This window comes from Aminobacter sp. GW821-FHT11F06 (assembly GCF_058808215.1).
The window spans coordinates 13,957-34,922 of record NZ_JBXARL010000006.1 but is presented as its reverse complement, the minus strand read 5'-3'; the positions used below and the strand labels follow the sequence as shown (position 1 = coordinate 34,922).

Genomic DNA, 20,966 nt, shown 5'->3' with positions numbered 1-20,966 from the left:
GCTGTACCGCGCCGCCGGCATCTTTTTGACCGGCGGGCAGGTTGCAGGTCCAAGACCCCGACGCTATGCCGGTCGGGACATTGTTACGAGAAGGCAGAGCTGATGAAGACCATTTCCACGTCGAAGTCGCATGGCGGCGTCCAGGGCGTTTATTCGCACGCCTCCGAGACTTGTGCATGCGATATGACCTTTGCGGTCTTCGTGCCGCCGCAGGCCAAGGATGGCCCGGTGCCGGTGCTTTGGTATCTCTCGGGCCTGACCTGCACGCATGCCAATGTCATGGACAAGGGCGAGTATCGGCGTCTGGCGGCCGAACTTGGCCTGATCGTGGTCTGCCCCGACACCAGTCCGCGCGGCGAAGGCATTCCGGACGAGAAGGACAATTGGCAGTTCGGCTCGGGTGCCGGCTTTTATGTCGACGCCACGCAGGAGCCGTTCGCCAGGAATTACCGCATGTATTCCTACATCACCGAGGAGTTGCCGGCGCTGATTGCAGCGAACTTCCCGGCCAACATGTCGCGCCAGGCGATCACGGGCCATTCAATGGGCGGCCATGGCGCGCTGACCATCGCGTTGAAGAACCCCGAGCGCTTCAAGAGCTGCTCGGCCTTCGCACCGATCGCCCAGCCCAGCACGGCTGGTTGGTCAAAGCCGGCGCTGGAAAAATATCTCGGCACCGACGAACAGGCATGGCGCGCTTATGATGCGACGCTCTTGATTGAAGACGGCAAGCGTTTCCCGGAATTCCTCGTCGATCAGGGCACAGCAGACGGATTTCTGAACGATGGCCTGCGGCCGTGGCTGCTCGACGAAGCTTGCAAGAAATCGGGCATCGGACTCACCTTGCACATGCAGGAGGGTTACGATCATTCCTACAACTTCATCTCGACCTTCATGGACGACCATCTGAGGTGGCACGCCGCTCGGCTCGGCTGAGGGCCATCAGAGGCGTGATGCCAGGAGCTTGGCGAAGACGTAGCGCTTCGCCTTGCCGACGCTTGCCTCCAACGTCTCGCCGAGGGCGAGGTGCGCGGAAATCGCACTCGCCAGCATGCAGCCGGTGCCACGCATCTCGGCTGCGATACGCGGCGCATCGTATCGGACAGGCGCTTGGCCCAGCCGGAGCAGCAGGTCGGTCGACTGCTCTCCGGTGGCATGACCGCCCTTGATCAACAGTGCCGGCGCACCTGTTTCCAGCAACTGCTGCCCTTGGCGGATCGCCTCGGCTTCATCACGAGCGGTCGATGCGCCTGTGAGCAACGCCAACTCCGGCAGGTTCGGCGTGACGAGACTGCAAAGCGGCAACAGCTTGCGCCTCAGTTCTTCCACGGCCTCCACAGCCAGCAACGCCCGTCCCGAAGTCGACGCCAAAACCGGATCGAGCACGACCGGAATGGGCAAGCTGCTCGCCAACACCGCCGACACCGCAGCGATGGCCTCAGCCGTTCCCAACATGCCGATCTTGATCGCCGCGACGGGGTTGGCGGCAAGCGCTGCGCGCATCTGGGCGGCGATCAGCTCGGGTGGCATATGTTCGACACGCTCGACCGCACCGTGGGTCTGGACGGTCACTGCCGTGATGGCAACGCAGCTGCGCAAGCCGAATGCTGACACGGTCTCGACGTCGCGGACGATACCGGCACCGCCGCTCGAATCCGAGCCGGCGACGATGAGCACATGAGGTGTCATCGCCATTGCGCCGTCGCGGCGAGCCATTGGCGGGTCCGGCCTTCAGGGTCGGCATTACGGGTTATGTCTGTGACCACGGCGGCGCTGTCCGCGCCCTGGGCAAAGACGCCTGCTATTCGTTCGATGTTGAGCCCGCCGATGGCGACAAGCGGCACGTCGCCGACGCGTGCCTTCCACTCGGCGATGCGGTCGAGTCCCTGCGGCGCCCATTTCATGGCTTTCAGGATGGTCGGATAAATCGGCCCGAGCGCGACATAGTCGGGTTTGGCGGCGAGTGCTGTTTCGAGCTCGGCGTGGTCATGGGTGCTGAGGCCCAATTTCAAGCCGGCCTTGCGGATTGCCTTGAGGTCGGCGTCGGCGAGGTCCTCCTGTCCGAGATGGACGAAGTCACAGCCTTCCTCGATTGCCGCCTGCCAGTAGTCGTTGATGATGAGCTGGCAATCGTGCTGCGCACAAATGGCCTTCGCGGCGCGGATGTCGCGGCGCAGCGCCGGCTCGTCCATATCCTTGACGCGCAGCTGCACCAGCCTGACGCCCAGCGGCACCAGGCGCTCGATCCAGGCGGCGGAATCGACGATGAGATAGAACGGGTCGAGCTTCATGAAAACGCTGCCATGCCGATGACGGGGGTGGAGGGGACGGCCATGTCGCGCGGTTCGAGCGGGCCTGCCAGGTATGCCTCGCGCCCGGCCTCGACGGCCTTGCCGAAAGCAGACGCCATGGCGACGGGATCGCCTGATTTGGCGACCGCCGTGTTGAGCAGCACGGCGTCGTAGCCGAGTTCCATCACCGTTGCGGCATGCGATGGCCGGCCGATGCCGGCGTCGACGATCAGCGGCACACCGGGGAAATGGCCGCGCAGGCTGCGTAGGGCATCAAGGTTCTGCGGGCCACGCGCGGACCCGATCGGCGCACACCATGGCATCAACAGCTTGCAGCCAGCATCAAGCAGACGCTCGGCGACGACCAAGTCGTCGGTCGTGTAGGGAAAGACCTCGAAACCTTCTGACGCGAGGATTTTGGCCGCCTCAACGAGACCGAACACATCGGGCTGCAACGTGTCGTGGTTGCCGATCACTTCGAGCTTGATCCAGTTGGTGCCGAAAACATCGCGCGCCATCTTCGCCGTCGTCACCGCTTCCTTGACCGAGTGGCAGCCAGCGGTGTTGGGCAAGACGCGCACGCCGAGCGACTGGACCAACGACCAGAACTGACCGCCGGTCTTGCCGCCAGACGTCTCGCGCCGCAGCGATACAGTGACGATGTCGGTTCGCGACGCTTTCACCGCCTCGGCCATGACAGCGGGCGAGGGGTAGAGCGCGGTGCCCAAAAGCAGGCGCGAGGAGATTTCGGTGTCGTAGAGTTTGAGCATGGTCAGCTCCTCGATGTCGATTGGGAGGTGGAGGCTGGGGTACCGCCACCCCTGGCCCCTTCCGAGGGGGGCTTGAGCCGTGGCCGGCCTGCTAGAGGCCACGCGCGTTCCGTCAACCAAGATGTCGTTGACCGCAGATTGGGGCGCTGGCGATCAGCGTTCCCCTCCCCCTTGTGGGGAGGGGTTAGGGGTGGGGGTAAGGCCGCCATGATCTCAGCCGCCCTTCATTGGTGCGAGGATTTCGATGCGGTCACCTTCGGAGAGCGCGCAGTCGTCGCGTTCCCGCGCCGGCACGACTTCGCCATTCAAGGCCGTCGCCAGCCAGCCGCCCTCGTAGTCGAGTTCTGCCAACAGGGCGGCGAGCGTGGCGGCTGAAACGTCATGGCTTTCGCCGTTAATGGTGAGCTTCATCGGCAAGCTCCTTTGTCGTCTGCGAACCGAGCATCAGGTCGGCCGCTTGCCGCGCCATGGCAGGCGCGAGCAGGAAGCCGTGGCGGTAGAGGCCGTTGATGCTGAGCCTGTTGCCATCACGCTCGACGCGCGGAAGATTGTCCTGAAATGCCGGTCGCACGCCTGTGCCGGTTTCCACGATCTCGGCCTCGCCGAAAGCCGGGTGCAATGCGTAAGCCGCGTTGAGCAGCTCCATCATCGAGCGTGCGGTGATCGGCCCGGTCGCATCGCTTTCGATCATCGTGGCGCCGACCATGAACAGATGGTCAGCACGCGGCACGATGTAGACCGGTATGCGCGGATGCAGCAGCCGGACAGGCCGTGACAGCGAAACATCAGATGTGCGCAGCAACAGCATCTCGCCGCGCACGCCGCGAAGGCTTGGCTGCCCGCCTGCCATGCCGGTGCAGTCGGCCTCGAAATCAGCGGTGCCACGCATCTGCACCGCCCCGTAGCCGAACTCGAAATGCACGCCCATCTGGATCAGCTTTTCCCTGAGCCCGAGCAGCGCGTGGCGTGGGTCGAGATGCGCCTCCTCCGCGAAGAACAAGGCGCGTCCGAACCTGCCTTCGAGGTCCGGTTCGAGGGCCGCGATTGCCTCGGCGTCGAGGGCGCGGAGACCAGAGGTGCGGCTGGCGAAACGGTCGAGTTCGGCTACGTCTCGGGCGGGTGCGACCACAAGCGTTCCGTTGCGGACGACATGGCCGGGCAGGGCGCTGTCCCACCAGTCCGCCGCCTGCCTTCCCAAGGTCAGCACCGCTTCTTCGGCGCTCTCGCGCTCGCACCACGGCGCCAGCATGCCGCCGGCCTGCCATGAGGCATTGCCGGCGATCTGCCTGCGACGGTCGACGACGCTGACGCTTGCGCCGCGCGATGCCAGTTCGTGCGCAAGTGTCAGACCGGCGACGCCCGCGCCCCTGACCAACACTTTCATGGCTGGCCTGCCGCCTCCGTTTCTTCGACCGCCATATAGAGGTCGCCGCCATCGCGGAATTTCTCCGCCATCGCCGCCATGCCGGCGGCGCGCGCCTCATTGCGGATGTCGTGCGAGATCCGCATCGAGCAGAATTTCGGCCCGCACATCGAGCAGAAATGCGCCACCTTGTGTGCTTCCTTGGGCAGGGTCGCATCGTGGAAGGACCGGGCCGTGTCGGGGTCGAGCGACAGGTTGAACTGGTCTTCCCAGCGGAACTCGAAACGTGCCCGCGACAGCGCGTCATCCCTGACCTTGGACGCCGGATGACCCTTGGCGAGATCGGCGGCATGGGCCGCGATCTTGTAGGTGATGACGCCGACCTTGACGTCGTCGCGGTCGGGCAGGCCGAGATGCTCCTTGGGTGTCACGTAGCAAAGCATGGCCGTGCCGAACCAGCCGATCATCGCCGCACCGATTCCGCTCGTGATGTGGTCGTAGCCGGGCGCGATGTCGGTGGTCAAAGGCCCGAGCGTGTAGAACGGGGCCTCACCGCAAACCTCCAACTGCTTGTCCATGTTCTCCTTGATCTTGTGCATCGGCACATGGCCGGGGCCCTCGATCATCACCTGGCAGTCCTTGGCCCAGGCGATCTGGGTCAGTTCGCCGAGCGTTTCCAGTTCGGCGAACTGGGCGGCATCATTGGCGTCCGCGATCGAGCCGGGACGCAGACCGTCGCCGAGCGAGAAGGCAACGTCATAGGTGCGGCAGATGTCGCAGATCTCTTCGAAATGCTCGTAGAGGAAGCTCTCCTTGTGATGGTGCAGGCACCATTTGGCCATGATCGAGCCGCCGCGCGAAACGATGCCGGTGACGCGGTCGACGGTCAGATGGATATAGGGCAGGCGCACGCCGGCATGGATGGTGAAATAGTCCACGCCTTGCTCGGCCTGCTCGATCAGCGTGTCGCGGTAGATCTCCCAGGTCAGGTCCTCGGCAACGCCGCTGACCTTCTCCAGCGCCTGGTAGAGAGGCACCGTGCCGATCGGCACCGGCGAATTGCGGATGATCCAGTCGCGGATGTTGTGGATGTTGCGGCCCGTCGACAGGTCCATCACGGTGTCGGCGCCCCAGCGGATCGACCAGACCATCTTTTCGACCTCCTCGGCCATCGACGAGGTGACGGCGGAGTTGCCGATATTGGCGTTGATCTTGACCAGGAAATTGCGGCCGATGACCATCGGCTCGCTCTCGGGATGGTTGATGTTGGAGGGGATGATCGCCCGGCCGCGCGCGACCTCTTCGCGGACGAATTCGGGCGTGACGAAGTCGGGAATGACAGCACCAAAGCTCTCGCCGTCGCGCTTCATCTTCTCGCGCAACTGCTCGCGGCCGAGGTTTTCGCGGATGGCGACGAACTCCATCTCCGGCGTGATGATGCCGGCGCGGGCATATGCAATCTGGGTGACTGCGCGTCCGCCGGTGGCGCGCAGCGGTTTGTTGCGGACTGGGAATTCCGGCGTCAGCCTTTCGCCTGAGACAAAGCCATTGTCTGCGGCTTTCACGGTGCGGCCGTCGTAACGTTCGACGTCGCCGCGGGCGACGATCCAATCCTCGCGCAGCCTTGCCAGGCCGCCCTCGATATTGGTTGTCACAGTCGCGTCGGTGTAGGGACCGGACGAATCATAGACCGTGACGGGCGGCTCCATGGCGGTCGGGTGCACCGAGATTTCGCGCATCGGCACGCGGATGCCGGGATGGATGAGACCTGGTTTGTGGACCTTCTTCGAGGCGGGCAGTGCGCCTGTCGTGACGGTCGGGGTCAGGGCATTCATGGTGAGCCTCCTTGCTCTGGTGCAACGGAGACCCAGTTCGTGCGGAAAGGAGGAGGTGAGGTTTTGCCTGGGGACTCCGGGCGATTTGCCCGAATGCCTAAGCCGGAAGAAGCCGACCCGCAAAGCCTCGCACCGTCCCTACGCCAGTGTGAACTGGATCAGGTTCAACGGGTCACTGCGCTGCGCGAGCTAGCAGTATCTCAGCCCCTTGTCGGGACCCCCCTGGTGAGCCCTAAGGATGAGCGCGGAATGTGCTTCCTGTCAACCGGGCTTTCGATATTGTCGCGACAATGCCAAACTCGCACCGAGGGCCATTGCGGTTTCCAAAGCGTTGGGATAATAGGTCAGTGTTACTGACATAAATGTCTGCCGCGCAGGGAGGACCAGTAGGCCTGCGCGCGAGACAGGAGGAACATCCGTGACGGACAATCCCTCGCCACTCAAGTTCCACGTGCCCGAGCCCGAGGTTCGGCCCGGCGGGACACCCGACTTTTCCAATGTGCCGATTCCCAAGGCCGGATCGGTCATGCGGCCCGAGGTCGATGTCGACCCGCGTAACATCCGCGATCTCGCTTATTCGATCATCCGCGTGCTCAACCGCGAAGGTGACGCGGTGGGGCCGTGGGCTGGTACGCTGACCGACGAGGAACAGCTCGAAGGCCTGCGCCACATGGTGACGCTGCGCACCTTCGATGCGCGCATGCAGATGGCGCAGCGCCAGGGCAAGACGTCGTTCTACATGCAGCATATGGGCGAGGAGGCGGTGAGCTGCGCCTTCCGCAAGGCGCTCAACCCAGGCGACATGAATTTCCCGACCTATCGCCAGGCCGGCCTGCTGATCGCGGGCGGCTATCCGATGGTCGAGATGATGAACCAGATCTATTCCAACGAGCGCGACCCGCTGAAGGGCCGGCAGCTGCCGGTGATGTATGCCTCGAAGGAGCACGGCTTCTTTTCGATCTCCGGCAACCTGACGACGCAGTACATCCAGGCTGTCGGCTGGGCGATGGCGTCGGCGATCAAGGGCGACAGCAAGATCGCCGTCGGCTGGGTCGGCGACGGTGCGACCGCCGAGAGCGACTTTCACGCAGCACTGGTCTTCGCCTCGACCTACAAGGCGCCAGTCGTGCTCAACATCGTCAACAACCAGTGGGCGATCTCGACCTTCCAGGGCATCGCTCGCGGCGGTTCAGGCACCTTCGCCGCGCGTGGCCTCGGCTTCGGCATTCCGGCTTTGCGTGTCGACGGCAACGACTATCTCGCAGTCCACGCCGTGGCCAAATGGGCGACAGAGCGCGCGCGCCGCAATCTCGGGCCGACGCTGGTCGAATACGTCACCTACCGTGTCGGCGCGCATTCGACATCGGATGATCCGTCCGCCTATCGGCCCAAGACCGAGTCCGACGCCTGGCCGCTGGGCGACCCGGTGATCAGGCTCAAGAACCACCTCATCAAGCGCGGCCTATGGTCGGACGAGCGCCACAAGCAGGCCGAGGCGGAAATCCTTGAGACGGTGATTACTGCGCAAAAGGAAGCCGAAAGCCACGGCACCTTGCATGCCGGCGGCAAGCCGTCGACGCGCGACATGTTCGAGGGCGTCTATGCCGAGATGCCGCCGCATCTCAGGCGCCAGCGCCAGAGGGCGGGGGTATAGCGATGCCACGCATGACAATGATCGAAGCCATCCGCAGCGCCATGGACGTTGCCATGGGGCGTGATGACGATGTCGTCGTGTTCGGCGAGGACGTCGGCTATTTCGGCGGCGTGTTCCGTTGCACCCAAGGCCTGCAGCAGAAATACGGCCGTTCGCGCTGTTTCGATGCCCCGATCAGCGAATTGGGCATCGTCGGTGCTGCCATCGGCATGGCCGCCTACGGGCTCAAGCCGTGCGTCGAGGTGCAGTTCGCCGACTATGTCTATCCAGCCTATGACCAGATCGTTTCGGAAGCGGCACGATTGCGCTACCGTTCCAATGGCGAGTTCACCTGCCCGATCGTCGTGCGCATGCCGACAGGTGGTGGCATCTTTGGCGGCCAGACCCATAGCCAGAGCCCGGAAGCGCTGTTCACGCATGTTTCCGGCCTCAAGGTGGTGGTGCCGTCCAATCCGCTCGACGCAAAAGGCCTGCTGATCGCTTCCATCGAGGACCCGGATCCGGTGATCTTTCTGGAGCCGAAACGATTGTATAACGGTCCCTTTGACGGCCACCATGATCGGCCGGTCACGGCCTGGTCGAAGCATGAACTGGGCGAGGTGCCCGACGGGCACTACACGACTCCGCTCGGCAAGGCGGAGATCCGCCGGCCGGGCTCAGCGGTGACCGTGCTCGCTTATGGCACCATGGTCTATGTCGCCCAGGCGGCGGCCGAGGAGACCGGCATCGATGCCGAGGTGATCGACCTGCGCACGCTTCTGCCGCTCGATCTCGACACCATCGTTGCTTCGGTCAAGAAGACCCGGCGCTGCGTCGTCGTGCATGAGGCGACGCTGACTTCGGGCTTCGGGGCCGAGCTTGCCGCACTTGTGCAGGAGCACTGCTTCTACCACCTCGAAGCGCCGATTGCGCGGGTCACCGGCTGGGATACGCCTTATCCGCACGCGCAGGAGTGGGATTATTTCCCCGGTCCGAAACGCGTCGGGCAGGCACTCATTGAAACGATGGAGGCCTGAGCATGGGCGAACATGTCATCAAGCTTCCCGACGTCGGCGAAGGCGTGGCCGAGGCCGAGCTTGTCGAGTGGCACGTCAAGGTCGGCGACCTTGTCCGCGAAGACGCGGTGCTTGCCGCCGTCATGACCGACAAGGCGACGGTGGAGATTCCATCGCCGGTCGATGGCGAGATCAGCTGGCTCGGTGCCGAGATCGGCGACACTGTCGCGGTCGGCTCGCCGATCGTGCGGATCAAGGTGGCCGGCGATGGGGAGGCGACGGCCGAGAAGCCTTCCACTCCGGTCGCGCAAGCTACCCCCACCCCTAGCCCCTCCCAACAGGGGGGAGGGGGACAAGCGGCGACCACGGCCTCGATAGCTGAAACACCCAAGGCCGATACCGTTGCGGGAAAAGCGCAAGCCGGGTCCCCCTCCCTTAGGGGTGGGGGTGCAGCTTCCGCACGCTCGCCCGTTGGCCTGCCGCGACCGGAAGGCGAACGGCCCTTGGCTTCGCCCGCTGTCCGCCTGCGTGCCAAGGAAGCCGGTATCGATCTGCGCCAGGTCCCTGGCACCGGACCTGCCGGACGCGTCACGCATGAAGATCTCGACGCTTTCGCCTCGCGCGGCGCACAGCCGGCAGCAACTGGCTTGCAGGCCAAGACCGGGGTCGAGGAGATCAAGATCGTCGGCCTGCGCCGCCGCATCGCCGAGAAGATGTCGCTCGCCAAGTCGCGTATTCCCCACATCACCTATGTCGAGGAAATCGACGTCACGGCACTGGAGGAATTGCGCGCCAAGCTCAACGCGTCGAAAAAGCCGGACAGGCCGAAGCTGACGCTGCTGCCATTCCTGATGCGGGCGCTGGTCAAGGCGGTTGCCGAGCAGCCGCAGCTCAATGCGCTGTTCGATGACGACGCCGGTATCGTCATGCGCCATGCCGGCGTGCATATCGGCATGGCCGCGCAGACGCCGGGCGGACTGGTCGTTCCTGTGATCAAGCATGCCGAAGCGCGCGACCTGTGGGACTGCGCCGCCGAGGTCAATCGCCTTGCCGATGCCGCCAAGGCAGGCACAGCCACGCGCGAGGAACTGACCGGATCGACCATCACCATCACCTCGCTCGGTGCGATGGGCGGCGTCGCCACCACACCCGTTATCAACTACCCCGAGGTGGCGATCGTCGGCGTCAACAAGATCATGATGCGGCCGATGTGGGACGGCACGCAGTTCATCCCGCGCAAGATGATGAACCTGTCCTCTAGCTTCGACCATCGCGTCATCGACGGCTGGGATGCTGCGGTCTTCGTCCAGCGCATCAAGGCGCTGCTTGAAGCGCCGGCAATGATCTTCATGGAGGGCTGAGGCGATGAAGGAAATTTCCTGCAAGCTTCTCGTCATCGGCGCCGGCCCCGGCGGCTACATCTGCGCCATCCGCGCTGGCCAGCTCGGCATCGACACGGTGATTGTCGAAGCAGCCAAGCCCGGCGGCACCTGCCTCAATGTCGGCTGCATCCCCTCCAAGGCGATGATCCACGCTGCCGACGAGTATCTCAAGGTCTCCGAGATGGCGGCGGGCACCAGCCCATTTGGCATCAGCCTGTCGGCGCCGGTGCTCGATCTTGCCAAGACCGTCGCCTGGAAGGACCGTATCGTTGGGCGCCTGACCAGCGGCGTCGCTGGGCTCCTCAAGAAGGCCAGGGTCAAGTCGGTGCAAGGCTGGGCGCGCTTTCGTGACGGCAAGACCGTCGAGGTCGACACCGAGACCGGCTTGCAAGTGATACGCGCCGAAATCATTGTCATCGCCACCGGTTCCGTGCCGGTCGAGCTGCCGTTCCTGCCTTTCGGCGGATCTGTCATCTCCTCGACCGAGGCACTTGCCCTCAAGCAGGTGCCGCAAGCCCTTGCCGTTGTTGGCGGTGGCTATATCGGGCTGGAGCTTGGCACCGCCTTTGCCAAGCTGGGCTCCAAGGTCACCGTCGTGGAAGCCTTGCCGCGCATCCTGCCGCAATATGATGCCGAACTGACGCGGCCCGTCGCCAAGCGCCTCGAAGCGCTCGGCGTCAAGGTGATATCAGGTGCAAAGGCCAAGGGGCTCAGCGTCAAGGGCGATGCGCTTCTGGTCGAAGCCGCCGACGGCAGCGAGCAGAAGATCGCTGCCGACAAGGTGCTGGTCACCGTCGGCCGCAAGCCGCTTGTCGAAGGCTGGGGGCTGGAAGACATCGACCTTGATCGCGACGGCCGTTTCATCCGCATCGACGAACAGTGCCGCACCTCGATGCGCGGCATCTATGCCATTGGCGACGTCACGGGCGAGCCGATGCTGGCGCACCGTGCCATGGCGCAGGGCGAAATGGTCGCCGAGATTGTCGCCGGTCACAAGAGAAGCTGGGACAAGCGCTCGATTCCCGCTGTCTGCTTCACCGATCCGGAGATCGTCACGGCTGGGCTTTCGCCCGACGAAGCCAAGAACCTCGGTATCGAGATCAAGTCGGCGCAGTTCCCGTTTTCGGCCAATGGCCGGGCGATGACGCTGGCGAGCGAGGATGGTTTCGTGCGCATCGTTGCCCGCGCCGACAACCATCTGGTGCTCGGCATCCAGGCGGTCGGCGCTGGCGTTTCGGAGCTGTCGGCTGCCTTCAGCCTGGCAATCGAGATGGGCGCGCGGCTGGAGGATATCGCCGGCACCATCCATGCCCATCCGACACAGAGCGAGGCTTTCCTCGAGGCTTCGCTGCGCACGCTCGGTCACGCGTTGCACATCTGACCTGTGACGCGGCCTTGGGCCGCGTCACTTCCTGTCTTGCCGAAGCAGGCAGCTTAGGCTAACAAGCCCACGCACTGGACGACCAGTGCCTTGAACGCTCGGGGACGGCCCCATCCAAAAGATGGCGCCGATAATTGCAACTCCGACCGAAACTCATCTCAAAAATCGCGAAAAAGTTGCGGAACCGCGTTTGGCGGACCGTAAGCACGCTTGGTCAGTTTTGGCTTCCGGACCTGGTTCCGGTGCGCGCGCTTTCGCATCACAAATCGAACCGACCGGAGAGGCACTGTGGCCGGACCAATAGAACAATTTGAAATCAAGCCGATTTTCACCCTCTTCGAGTTTGCGGGGCAGGAATTCGCTTTCACCAACTCCGCCGCTTACATGGTTGGGGCAGTGGTGTTCGGCGGGTTGTTCCTCATGCTTTCGACGAGCGGTCGAGCGCTGGTGCCCTCCCGCCTGCAGTCGATCACCGAACTGATCTACGAGTTCGTATCCAAGACGCTGCGCGACAATGCGGGCGAGAGCGGCATGAAGTTCTTTCCGCTCGTCTTTTCGCTGTTTGTCTTCATCCTGATCGCAAATCTCGCGGGCTTGTTCCCCTACGCGTTCACGGTGACCAGCCACATCATCGTGACCTTCGCTTTCGCCATGCTGGTGTTCGGTACGGTCACGATCTACGGCATCTGGAAAAACGGCCTCGGCTTCTTCCGCCTGTTCATGCCGTCCGGTGTGCCGCTGCTCCTGTCGCCGATCATCGTGCCGATCGAGATCGTCTCCTACATCTCACGCCCGATCAGCCATTCGGTGCGTCTGTTCGCCGTCATGCTCGCCGGCCACATCACGCTCAAGGTCTTCGCCGGCTTCGTGGTCAGTCTCGGCAGCATGGGAACCCTCGGCATCTTCGCCGCCATCCTGCCTCTGACGATGACGGTCGCGCTCACCGGGCTCGAGCTTTTGATGGCGGTGATCCAGGCCTACATCTTCACCATGCTGACCTGCATGTATCTGAACGACGCGCTGCACCCCGGCCATTGATCAGGCGCAAGTCTCTTGAAACAAAAACCCCCGCGCAAGGCCGGGGTTGATGATTTGAAGGCTATCGGCCGGTCTCAGTCGCGCGGCGGCCAGACCTTGTCGCTCATGCCCATCTTGGGCTCGCCCAGCAGCGGCGTCTTCAGCGCATAGACGCCGTCAGTTGCAAACAGCCAGATGATGTTGCGGTCGGGATGATTGAATATGCGCGCCCGTCACGCATCCGATGCCGCAACCAGATGGCCGCCGCCGATATCCTCGAGCACAAGCTTCCTTGGTTCGTCGCCGAGTTTGCGAACCGGGCTTGGGATTTCCCTGTCCATGCGTGCGAAACGGGCGCGGCGCTGGACCGGATCGGGGACCGGCACCGCCTCGATCAGCCGCTTGGTATAGGGATGGCGCGGGTTGGCAAAAATCTGGTCGCGCGTGCCCATCTCGACGATCTGGCCGAGATACATCACCGCCACTCGGTCGGAGATGTTTTCGACCACCGCCATGTCATGCGAGATGAACAAATAGGCGACGCCGAATTCGCGTTGCAGTTCCTTCAGCAATTCCAGCACGCGCGCCTGAACCGACACGTCGAGCGCGGACACGCTCTCGTCGGCGATGATCAGCTTCGGCCGCAGCGCCAATGCACGGGCAATACAAATCCGCTGGCGCTGGCCGCCGGAAAACTCGTGCGGATAGCGTTCCATCTGGTCGGCCGACAAGCCGACACGTTCGAACAGGGCAGCCACACGCTCGGTCCGCTCGCGCGGCGTGCCGATGTTGTGGATCAGGAGCGGCTCGGCGACCAGATCGCCAACGCGCATGCGCGGATCGAGCGAGGCGTAAGGGTCCTGGAAGATCATCTGGACATCGCGGCGCACCGCCTTGCGCTCATGCCGGTCGAGGCCGGACAGATTGCGCCCGCCGATCGAAAGCTCGCCGCTGTAAGGCACCAGGCCGGCAAGGGCCTTGGCCGTCGTCGACTTGCCGCAGCCGGATTCGCCGACCAGCGACAGCGTCTCGTTGGGTGCGATGGAGAAGTTTATGCCTTCAACAGCATGCACCCGACGGTTGACCCGGCCGAAGAAGCCGCCATGCAGGTCGAAGCGTACATGCAGATCGCGCGCCACGGCGATCGCCGCCGGCTTTGTTTGCTCGGTCTTGTCGCGGGAGCCGTGGCGCGCAGCACCTGTGCCCATGCGTGGCACGGCGGCGAGAAGGTCGCGTGTATAGTCGACTTGTGGACGCTCGAAGATGTCGGCGACCGTGCCCTGCTCAACCATGCGCCCGTTGCGCATGATGATGACGCGGTCGGCCATTTCGGCGACGACGCCCATGTCATGGGTGATCAGAATGACGCTGGTGCCGTGCTGGCGCTGCAGGTCGCGCAAAAGTTCGAGCACTTCGCCCTGCACTGTGACGTCGAGTGCGGTGGTCGGTTCGTCGGCGATCAGCACGTCTGGCTTCAGCGCCAGTGCCATGGCGATCATGACGCGCTGGCGCATGCCGCCGGAAAGCTCGTGAGGATATTGGTTGAGGCGGTTCTCGGCTTCGGGAATGCGCACCGCCGTCAGCGCTTCGATGGCAAGCCTGCGCGACTGAGCGCGCGAAACACCGGTATGGGCCTCGATCGCTTCGACCAGCTGCCGGCCGATCGAAAGCACCGGGTTGAGGGAGGTCATCGGCTCCTGGAAGATCATGGCGATGCGATTGCCGCGGATGCGGCGCATATGCCCTTCATCGAGCGTAGCGAGATCGGTGTCGCCGAGCCGGATCGAACCGGCGGAGATCCGCGCCGCCGGCTGCGGCAGCAGCGCCATGATGGCCAGCGACGTCATCGACTTGCCGGAGCCGGATTCGCCGGCGATGCAAAGGGTTTCGCCGCGCGCCAGCGAGAATGTGAGGTCGGAGACGACCGGCCGCTCGCCGTCTTCGCCGCGCACGGAAACAGTCAGCCCGGTGACGTCGAGCACCGGCCTGTCTGACATCGGGGCAGGGGCCCCGACGTCGCGTTTTGCGTCTGCCGCAACGCTCATTCGAACACGCAGCGCGGGAAGTAGAACGACACCACCCAGTTTGGCATGTCGACGATCTCGCTGATGCGGAGATCGCCGCACACCGACACCAGCATGTAGGCGTCGACAGGGTCTAGCTGGTAGCGCGCGGAGAGCAGGTCGACCATCTGGGCGACGGCTTCCTTGGCGCCCGTCATCAGGTCAGGCCCGATGCCGGTGGTCACTTCGTAGCCCTTGGCATCGAGGTGGCGCGTCACTGGGCCCGGCGTGGTGAAGCGCGGCATCTTCAGCCGTGCATCCTTGACCAGGTCGAGCGTCAGAACGACGTTCATCGGACTTTCGATCGCCGTGCCGCAGACCTCGCCGTCGCCTTGGGCGGCATGGGTGTCGCCGACCGAAAACAGCGCGCCGGCAACCTCCACCGGCAGGTAGAGCACGGTGCCGGCCGCCAGATCGCGGATGTCGAGATTGCCGCCGACGCGCCGTGGCGGCACCACCGAATGGTGTCCGTTTTCGGCGGGTGTGTTGCCGATGGTGCCGGCAAACGGCTTGAGCGGCACGCGGCCGTTCTTGCCAAACAGGGCCGGCTCGAGCGACGTTGCGTCGTACTTCCAGATGTTCAGCGCCGGCTCCTTGAAGTCGTCGGCGAGCAGGCCGAAGCCTGGAATGTTCGCCGTCCAGCCGAAGCCAGACGGTTTGAACGTGTCGATCGTCACCTTGAGCGCATCGCCGGGCTCCGCTCCCTCGACATAGATCGGACCCGTCACCGGATTGATCTGGCCGAAGTCGAGCTTGGCGATGTCGCCGACGGTGCTGTCAGCCTTGAGTTGACCACCCGACGAATCCAGACATTCGAATTCGATCGTCGAGCCGGGCGCCACCCGCTCGGCTGGGGCAAACGAGTTGTCCCAGCCGAAGTGATGGTGGCGTCCGTGGATGGTGTAGTTGCAGTTATTGCACATCGTTTACATACACATAGTCGTAGTTGATCGGGATATGGACCGGGTCGACATAAAGCTTGTCGTCGCCACCCATGCGCGGCGACTTCATGGTGAAGCGCTGCTCGTTGAACACCGGCGCCCAAGGCGCGTCCGCCATGACCTTGGCGTAGATGTCGCTCCACATCTTGTTGCGCTCTTCGGCCTTGGCCGGATCGACGATCGAGTCGGCGGCGGCCGCCTTTTCGTCGAGGTCCTTGTTGCAGTACCACGACCAGTTCCAGCCGCCCTGCACAGCGCCACCGCAGCCAAGGATCGGACCGTAGAAGTTGGACGGATCGGGGAAGTCGGCGATCCACGCCATCCCGCCAGACCATATCATCGGAGCGCCGTCCTTTTCGCCGCCGGCAGCAATCACGTTGGCCTGGGCGAGCGACTGGATCGAAGCCTTGATGCCGATCGCCGACAGGTCCTGCTGGATCGCCTGGGCGATACGCGGGTTGGGATCGGTGTTCATGACGAACAGTTCGGTTTCAAAGCCATCGGGATGGCCGGCCTCGCCGAGCAGTGCCTTGGCCTTTTCGATGTCAAAGGCGTAGCCCTTGAAGTCCTTGTCGTAGCCCGGCATCGACGGCGGCAGCGGCTGGTTGGCCGGCACGGCGCGGTTGTTGATCAGCTTGACGATGCGGTCCTTGTTGATCGCCATGTTGACGGCCTGGCGAACCTTGACGTTGTCGAACGGCGCGATCTGCGTGTTCATGGTGACATAGCCGGTCTGCAACTGGCCGCCTTCGACGACGCGGGCCTTCTGCTCGGGATCGGCCATCACCTCCTGGAACTTGGCCGGAGGAATGCCGTCGCCGGGAACGTCGACCTCGCCATTTTGCAGGCGCAGCAGCGCCACGATCGGCTCCTGGCCGATCTCGAAAGTGATCTTGTCGATATAGGGCAGGCCCTTGTGCCAGTAGTCGGCGTTGCGCTCGAAGACGAGACGCTGGCCAAGCGTCCATTCCGCCATCTTGTAAGCGCCGGTGCCGACCGGATGCTTGCCGAAATCGGCGCCGTATTTCTCGACCTCTTCCTTCGGCACGACATGGGAGAAGTTGATCGCCATGACATGCAGGAAGGTGGCGTCGGGCCGCGACAGCTCGATCTTGACGGTCGAGGGGTCGACCACTGACACACCTGAAAGGCTTTCCGACTTGCCGCCGGCGACATCTTCGTAGCCGTTGATCGAGGCGAAGAAGCCAGCACCTGGGCTCTGGGTCTTGGGGTTGGTGACGCGGTCGAGCGAATATTTGACGTCTTCCGCGGTCATCTCGCGGCCGTTGTGGAACTTGACGCCCTTGCGCAGCTTGAAGGTGAAGGTCTTGCCGTCGGGCGAGATCTCGTAGCTTTCGGCGAGCTCCGGACGGAGCTTGGTCGTGCCCGGCTCATAGTCCATCAGCCCGTCGAACAGGCTCTTGATCATCGACCAGTTCTGCCAGTCATAGCCGATCGCCGGGTCAAGCGTCGCGACATCGTCCTTGTAGGTGATGGTGATGGCGCCGCCCTGCCTGGCTTTCGGGTCGAGCGTTTCCTGCGCCGTGGCCGAAGCCATGCCGAGCGCCAGCGCGAGCGCTGACGTGGCGACTGTCGTGGTGAGCCAATGTTTCATGCGAGGTTCCCTTTTTGGTTTGCAGTCTTTTGGTTGGCCTTGGATCAGCGCAGCTTGATGCGCGGGTCGATGAACGGGGCGACGATGTCGGCAAGCAAATTGCCCAGAACGATGGCGCAGGCTGACACCAGCGTGACCCCCATGATGATCGGGATGTCGACGCGCTGGATCGCCTGCCAGGCGAGCTGGCCGATGCCTGGCCAGCCGAACACGCTTTCGACCACCACGATGCCGCCCATGAACAGGCCGATGTCGATGCCGATCATGGCGACGACCGGCAAAATGGCGTTGGGCAGCGCGTGGCCAAACAGGACGGCGCGCTGGGCCAGGCCCTTGGCGCGGGCGGTGCGGATGTAGTCCTGGCGCAGCACGTCGATCATCGACGAGCGCATCATGCGCGAGTACCAGCCGGCACCCAGGATGCCGAGCGTCAGCGAAGGCAGCACCATATGCCGCCAGGTGCCGTAGCCGCCGATCGGAAACCAGCCGAGCTTGACGGCGAAGACGTAGAGCAAAAGCAGGCCGACGACGAATTGCGGGGCCGACACGCCGATGAACGAGCCGACCATCAGGGCCTGGTCGGTGGCCGTGCCGCGCTTAACGGCGGCGACAAGGCCCATGGTCAATCCGATGAGCAGCTCGCACAGGATCGCGCCGACCATCAACAGCAGGCTGGCCGGCAGGCGCGCGACGATCAGCTCGCTGACTTGCGAGCGCTGGATGTAGGAGCGCCCGAGATCGCCGCTGAGCAGGTTGGTCAAATAGCGCCAGTATTGAATGGCGAAGGGCTGGTCGAGACCGAGCTGCTGGCGGATGCTCTCGACAGTCTGCGGTGTCGCGCTGCGGCCCGCGATCTGGCGCACCGGATCTGCGGGCAGAAGATAGAGCAAGGCAAAGGTGATCAGCGACACGCCAAGCAGGATGAGCGCTGCCTGGATGAAGCGGCGGGTGAGGTAAGCGATCATGCCCGGCCCCTTTGGGTGGGGTCGAGAATATCGCGCAGCGCGTCGCCAACCAGGTTGAAGGCGAGCGCCAGCGCCAGGATCGCGGCACCCGGAAAGAACACCAGCCAAGGTGCCGCCTGGAAATAGGTCTGGTTTTCGAAGATGATGTTGCCCCACGACGCGGCGGGCGGTTGCACGCCGATGCCGAGATAAGACAGGGTCGCCTCCAAAAGCACCGTGGTCGAAATGCCGAGCGTGCCCCACACGATGATCGTCGGCAAAAGATGTGGCAGGATGTGGCGGAACAGGATGCGCGGCGTGCTCGCGCCGATCGTGCGCTCGGCGTCGATGAATTCGCGTTCGGCGAGCGAGCTCGTTTCGGTGAAGATGATGCGCGCCGTCTGCACCCAGTTGACCAGCGCGATCACCATGGCGACGATCCACAGGCTGGGCTGGAACACGGCGGCAAGGCAGATGGCGAGCAGCAGGGCCGGAAACGCCATCATCAGGTCGGTGAAGCGCATCAGTGCCGCTCCGATGAAGCCACGGAAATAGCCGGCGGTGATGCCGACGAGCGTGCCGATCAATAGTGCCGTGCCATTGGCGACGATGCCGATGATGAGCGAGGTGCGCGCGCCATAAAGCACACGGGTGAGCAGATCGCGGCCGAGAAGATCGGTTCCCAGCCAGAAGGTGGCGCTGGGTGGCAGCGGCGCGCCCTCGAGCGTCAGCCCGTCGAAAAGCTGTTCGTTGGGATCATAGCCGGTAAGGTAGGGCGCAAACAGCGCGCCCAAGACGGTGATGGCGATGATCGCCAGACCGGTCATGGCCAATGGCCTCTTGACGAGGCGACGCCAGACACCGGCGCGGCGTTTCGCCGGCAATGCGATTGCAGGCATCTCAGGCGCGATGGGACTGGTCAACGCCGCCCTCCTTTTCCGTCATGGCGACGACGCGCCGGGCGGCCTCTTCGAGGCTGACCTGCCAGTTCATGGCGAGCGAGCGCAATTGCGCGTAAGCGCGTTCGTCGTCGGCTCCCTGGCTGATCAACGCGGTGACCGCCCGCACGATGGTCTGGCGCTCGGCCACCCGCGATTGCAGCGTCGCGATCTCATCGGCCAGTTGCCGGCGGGCGGCAAAGCTTTGGCGGGCAATGAGGAGCGCACTGTAGACGCCGGAATTACCGACCGGCTTCAGCAATTGCGCATCGGCCTTTTGTGACAATGCCCATTCGATGCGGCCCGGCGCCTCCGAGCCGATCAGCGCGATGGTCGGCATGGGTGCCGTGCCGCGCGGCCATGGAAATTGCTGGTCGAAGCCAAGGTCGACGTCGAAGAACACGAAATCCGCAGCCAGCGCGTCAGCCGGTAGCTCGGGCCAGCAATCGGTGGCCTGAAGGCCGATGGCTACGAGCTGTCGTGTGATGGCGCTGACCGTCGCATGCGGCCGATGCAGCACGAATGCCTTGGCGCCGCCGAGATTGGGGATGTGCGCGTTTCGGCTCATGACACGACCTTGAGGCGCGGGCGCCCGAATGTTTCGGTCCGGTCGTAGTGCGAGAGATAAGGGTCCGGCGCCATGCGCACGGTATGGCTGACGCGCTCGAAGCCCAGGCCTGCGATACGGCCGATCTCGACCGGCAGCGTCGCATGCTGGGTCTGCGGGTCGATGGCGATCTCGCCGAACGGCGTCTGATAACGGCTCTTCGCAAACAATACTGGCAGTTCCGCGAAGCCGGCATCCGGCCTGGCCGAAAGGACCTTTGCCAGCACCTGGACCGAGGCATAGGCCGACGCCTCGAAGGAGGAGACCGGCGCGTCGCTGGGCGCTGTCGCTTCGTTGCGGAAATAGGGGCCGACCGAAAGATGGCCACGGCCTGCCTCGCCGATCGCCGGCAGCTCGGCTTCGGTGAGGTTGCACGACAGGATCGGGCAGTTTTCCGGGCCGAAATGGGGGTCGTTGCGCGCCAGCTCGGCATAGGCCGCAAAGAAGGCGTAGGACGAGGTGCCGATCAAATTGTTGAGGATGAAGGCCGGCCGCGTCGCCCTGACCTCTTCGATCAGCCGCGCGACATCTGTTTCACCGATCGGCAGATAGCGCTCGCCGAGCACCCTGCCGCCGGCGTCGGCGATGAGGTCGCGGGCGACGCGGTTGGTTTCCCAACCCCAGATGTAATTGGAACCAAGCAGGAAGCCATCGGTGCCGAAGCGCGGCACTATATGCGCAAGCAGCGGTACCAGATGCTGGTTCGGGCATGCATGCATGTAGATCACATGCTCGTTTGCCTCGAAACCTTCATAAGGGCAGGCATACCAGAGTGCTGCGCCGACTTTCTCCAGGACGGGGATGACCTCCTTGCGGCTCCAGGAGGTGACGCAACCAATGACGTGGCGCGCGCTGCTCTGGCGCAGGATCTCATCGCAAAGCGGCGCATAGCGGTCGATGTTGCCGCCCGGGTCGCGCTCGACGGCTATAAGCTCGACCGCGCTTGCGGGATCGGCGTTGATGTCGGCGATGGCGCGCATGACGCCGGCATAACAAGCGTCGGCGACCAGCCTGTAGCTGCCCGAGCGCGAATACAGCACGCCGATTTCGATGCGCGACTTCAAAGAATTTCCCCCCAAAAGCAAAAAATGCCCCGCAGCCGCCGCCGCAAGGCGAGGCACACGAGGCATGTTTGCCGTCCGGCTATCGAGACCGGTATTTCCCTCAGGG

Annotated in this window: 19 protein-coding genes and 1 riboswitch; of the genes, 6 read left to right on the top strand and 13 right to left on the bottom strand. The window is 63.9% G+C overall.

Going from position 1 to position 20,966, the window contains the following annotated elements; genetic code table 11:
- The first annotated feature begins 102 nt into the window (after positions 1–102).
- Positions 103–936 carry an S-formylglutathione hydrolase gene (gene fghA, locus AC1RTB_RS15550; RefSeq protein WP_492879913.1) on the top strand — a complete coding sequence of 278 codons (834 nt, stop codon included), beginning with the start codon at positions 103–105 and terminating at the stop codon, positions 934–936.
- 6 nt (positions 937–942) lie between these two features.
- Here the strand turns inward: fghA and thiD are convergent, their stop codons facing one another.
- From thiD to thiC, 6 genes are all read right to left on the bottom strand, one after another.
- The gene (thiD, locus tag AC1RTB_RS15545; protein ID WP_492879914.1) at positions 943–1,716 is read right to left on the bottom strand and encodes a bifunctional hydroxymethylpyrimidine kinase/phosphomethylpyrimidine kinase; all 774 of its coding nucleotides are present in this window, start codon (positions 1,714–1,716) and stop codon (positions 943–945) included.
- Positions 1,686–2,291, bottom strand: a complete 606-nt coding sequence (locus AC1RTB_RS15540; protein ID WP_492879915.1) for a thiamine phosphate synthase — start codon at positions 2,289–2,291, stop codon at positions 1,686–1,688. The genes thiD and AC1RTB_RS15540 overlap by 31 nt, the downstream gene beginning before the upstream one ends.
- Positions 2,288–3,061, bottom strand: a complete 774-nt coding sequence (locus tag AC1RTB_RS15535) for a thiazole synthase (RefSeq protein WP_492879916.1) — start codon at positions 3,059–3,061, stop codon at positions 2,288–2,290. Before AC1RTB_RS15535 ends, AC1RTB_RS15540 begins: the two co-directional genes overlap by 4 nt.
- Positions 3,062–3,274: 213 nt before the next feature.
- Positions 3,275–3,472 carry a sulfur carrier protein ThiS gene (gene thiS / locus AC1RTB_RS15530; protein WP_492879917.1) on the bottom strand — a complete coding sequence of 66 codons (198 nt, stop codon included), beginning with the start codon at positions 3,470–3,472 and terminating at the stop codon, positions 3,275–3,277.
- Positions 3,456–4,445: a glycine oxidase ThiO gene (gene thiO, locus AC1RTB_RS15525; RefSeq protein ID WP_492879918.1), complete on the bottom strand. Its 990-nt coding sequence runs from the start codon at positions 4,443–4,445 to the stop codon at positions 3,456–3,458. The genes thiS and thiO overlap by 17 nt, the downstream gene beginning before the upstream one ends.
- A complete protein-coding gene (thiC, locus tag AC1RTB_RS15520) occupies positions 4,442–6,259 on the bottom strand; it encodes a phosphomethylpyrimidine synthase ThiC (protein ID WP_492879919.1) in 1,818 nt (605 codons plus the stop codon). Before thiC ends, thiO begins: the two co-directional genes overlap by 4 nt.
- A 117-nt stretch (positions 6,260–6,376) precedes the next feature.
- Positions 6,377–6,493: riboswitch (TPP riboswitch) on the bottom strand.
- 184 nt (positions 6,494–6,677) lie between these two features.
- On the opposite strand from thiC, the gene AC1RTB_RS15515 reads away from it, so the two are divergent.
- The 5 genes from AC1RTB_RS15515 to AC1RTB_RS15495 all read left to right on the top strand — a co-directional run bounded on the left by AC1RTB_RS15515 (position 6,678) and on the right by AC1RTB_RS15495 (position 12,709).
- On the top strand, positions 6,678–7,913 hold the full coding sequence (locus AC1RTB_RS15515; protein ID WP_492879920.1) for a 3-methyl-2-oxobutanoate dehydrogenase (2-methylpropanoyl-transferring) subunit alpha: 1,236 nt from the start codon (positions 6,678–6,680) through the stop codon (positions 7,911–7,913).
- A gap of 2 nt (positions 7,914–7,915) precedes the next feature.
- Positions 7,916–8,929, top strand: a complete 1,014-nt coding sequence (locus AC1RTB_RS15510; protein ID WP_492879921.1) for an alpha-ketoacid dehydrogenase subunit beta — start codon at positions 7,916–7,918, stop codon at positions 8,927–8,929.
- Positions 8,930–8,931: 2 nt separating this feature from the next.
- The gene (locus AC1RTB_RS15505; RefSeq protein WP_492879922.1) at positions 8,932–10,269 is read left to right on the top strand and encodes a dihydrolipoamide acetyltransferase family protein; all 1,338 of its coding nucleotides are present in this window, start codon (positions 8,932–8,934) and stop codon (positions 10,267–10,269) included.
- A gap of 4 nt (positions 10,270–10,273) precedes the next feature.
- Positions 10,274–11,671 carry a dihydrolipoyl dehydrogenase gene (gene lpdA, locus AC1RTB_RS15500; RefSeq protein ID WP_492879923.1) on the top strand — a complete coding sequence of 466 codons (1,398 nt, stop codon included), beginning with the start codon at positions 10,274–10,276 and terminating at the stop codon, positions 11,669–11,671.
- A gap of 288 nt (positions 11,672–11,959) precedes the next feature.
- Positions 11,960–12,709 (top strand): F0F1 ATP synthase subunit A, encoded by a 750-nt coding sequence (locus AC1RTB_RS15495; RefSeq protein ID WP_476782007.1) that lies wholly within the window; start codon positions 11,960–11,962, stop codon positions 12,707–12,709.
- Positions 12,710–12,921: 212 nt separating this feature from the next.
- On the opposite strand, the gene AC1RTB_RS15490 is transcribed toward AC1RTB_RS15495, so the two are convergent.
- The 7 genes from AC1RTB_RS15490 to AC1RTB_RS15460 all read right to left on the bottom strand — a co-directional run bounded on the left by AC1RTB_RS15490 (position 12,922) and on the right by AC1RTB_RS15460 (position 20,860).
- Positions 12,922–14,685, bottom strand: a complete 1,764-nt coding sequence (locus AC1RTB_RS15490; protein ID WP_492879924.1) for an ABC transporter ATP-binding protein — start codon at positions 14,683–14,685, stop codon at positions 12,922–12,924.
- Positions 14,686–14,729: 44 nt separating this feature from the next.
- Positions 14,730–15,674 carry an acetamidase/formamidase family protein gene (locus AC1RTB_RS15485; protein ID WP_492879925.1) on the bottom strand — a complete coding sequence of 315 codons (945 nt, stop codon included), beginning with the start codon at positions 15,672–15,674 and terminating at the stop codon, positions 14,730–14,732.
- Entirely contained in the window at positions 15,664–17,250 is a 1,587-nt protein-coding gene (locus tag AC1RTB_RS15480) for an ABC transporter substrate-binding protein (RefSeq protein WP_492879954.1), read from the bottom strand. The genes AC1RTB_RS15485 and AC1RTB_RS15480 overlap by 11 nt, the downstream gene beginning before the upstream one ends.
- A 101-nt stretch (positions 17,251–17,351) precedes the next feature.
- Positions 17,352–18,272 carry an ABC transporter permease gene (locus tag AC1RTB_RS15475; protein ID WP_492879926.1) on the bottom strand — a complete coding sequence of 307 codons (921 nt, stop codon included), beginning with the start codon at positions 18,270–18,272 and terminating at the stop codon, positions 17,352–17,354.
- Positions 18,269–19,150 (bottom strand): ABC transporter permease, encoded by an 882-nt coding sequence (locus AC1RTB_RS15470; protein ID WP_492879955.1) that lies wholly within the window; start codon positions 19,148–19,150, stop codon positions 18,269–18,271. Before AC1RTB_RS15470 ends, AC1RTB_RS15475 begins: the two co-directional genes overlap by 4 nt.
- Before the next feature lies 1 nt (position 19,151).
- On the bottom strand, positions 19,152–19,757 hold the full coding sequence (locus tag AC1RTB_RS15465) for an ANTAR domain-containing response regulator (RefSeq protein WP_492879927.1): 606 nt from the start codon (positions 19,755–19,757) through the stop codon (positions 19,152–19,154).
- Entirely contained in the window at positions 19,754–20,860 is a 1,107-nt protein-coding gene (locus AC1RTB_RS15460) for a transporter substrate-binding protein (protein ID WP_492879928.1), read from the bottom strand. The genes AC1RTB_RS15465 and AC1RTB_RS15460 overlap by 4 nt, the downstream gene beginning before the upstream one ends.
- Between the last annotated feature and the right edge of the window lie 106 nt (positions 20,861–20,966).

Bases quoted from the DNA above. Each gene is read 5' to 3' on its own strand.
- fghA (WP_492879913.1), top strand. From the start codon at position 103: ATGAAGACCATTTCCACGTCGAAGTCGCATGGCGGCGTCCAGGGCGTT.
- thiD (WP_492879914.1), bottom strand. From the start codon at position 1,716: ATGGCTCGCCGCGACGGCGCAATGGCGATGACACCTCATGTGCTCATC.
- AC1RTB_RS15540 (WP_492879915.1), bottom strand. From the start codon at position 2,291: ATGAAGCTCGACCCGTTCTATCTCATCGTCGATTCCGCCGCCTGGATC.
- AC1RTB_RS15535 (WP_492879916.1), bottom strand. From the start codon at position 3,061: ATGCTCAAACTCTACGACACCGAAATCTCCTCGCGCCTGCTTTTGGGC.
- thiS (WP_492879917.1), bottom strand. From the start codon at position 3,472: ATGAAGCTCACCATTAACGGCGAAAGCCATGACGTTTCAGCCGCCACG.
- thiO (WP_492879918.1), bottom strand. From the start codon at position 4,445: ATGAAAGTGTTGGTCAGGGGCGCGGGCGTCGCCGGTCTGACACTTGCG.
- thiC (WP_492879919.1), bottom strand. From the start codon at position 6,259: ATGAATGCCCTGACCCCGACCGTCACGACAGGCGCACTGCCCGCCTCG.
- AC1RTB_RS15510 (WP_492879921.1), top strand. From the start codon at position 7,916: ATGCCACGCATGACAATGATCGAAGCCATCCGCAGCGCCATGGACGTT.
- AC1RTB_RS15505 (WP_492879922.1), top strand. From the start codon at position 8,932: ATGGGCGAACATGTCATCAAGCTTCCCGACGTCGGCGAAGGCGTGGCC.
- lpdA (WP_492879923.1), top strand. From the start codon at position 10,274: ATGAAGGAAATTTCCTGCAAGCTTCTCGTCATCGGCGCCGGCCCCGGC.
- AC1RTB_RS15490 (WP_492879924.1), bottom strand. From the start codon at position 14,685: ATGTCAGACAGGCCGGTGCTCGACGTCACCGGGCTGACTGTTTCCGTG.
- AC1RTB_RS15485 (WP_492879925.1), bottom strand. From the start codon at position 15,674: ATGTGCAATAACTGCAACTACACCATCCACGGACGCCACCATCACTTC.
- AC1RTB_RS15480 (WP_492879954.1), bottom strand. From the start codon at position 17,250: ATGGCTTCGGCCACGGCGCAGGAAACGCTCGACCCGAAAGCCAGGCAG.
- AC1RTB_RS15475 (WP_492879926.1), bottom strand. From the start codon at position 18,272: ATGATCGCTTACCTCACCCGCCGCTTCATCCAGGCAGCGCTCATCCTG.
- AC1RTB_RS15470 (WP_492879955.1), bottom strand. From the start codon at position 19,150: ATGCCTGCAATCGCATTGCCGGCGAAACGCCGCGCCGGTGTCTGGCGT.
- AC1RTB_RS15465 (WP_492879927.1), bottom strand. From the start codon at position 19,757: ATGAGCCGAAACGCGCACATCCCCAATCTCGGCGGCGCCAAGGCATTC.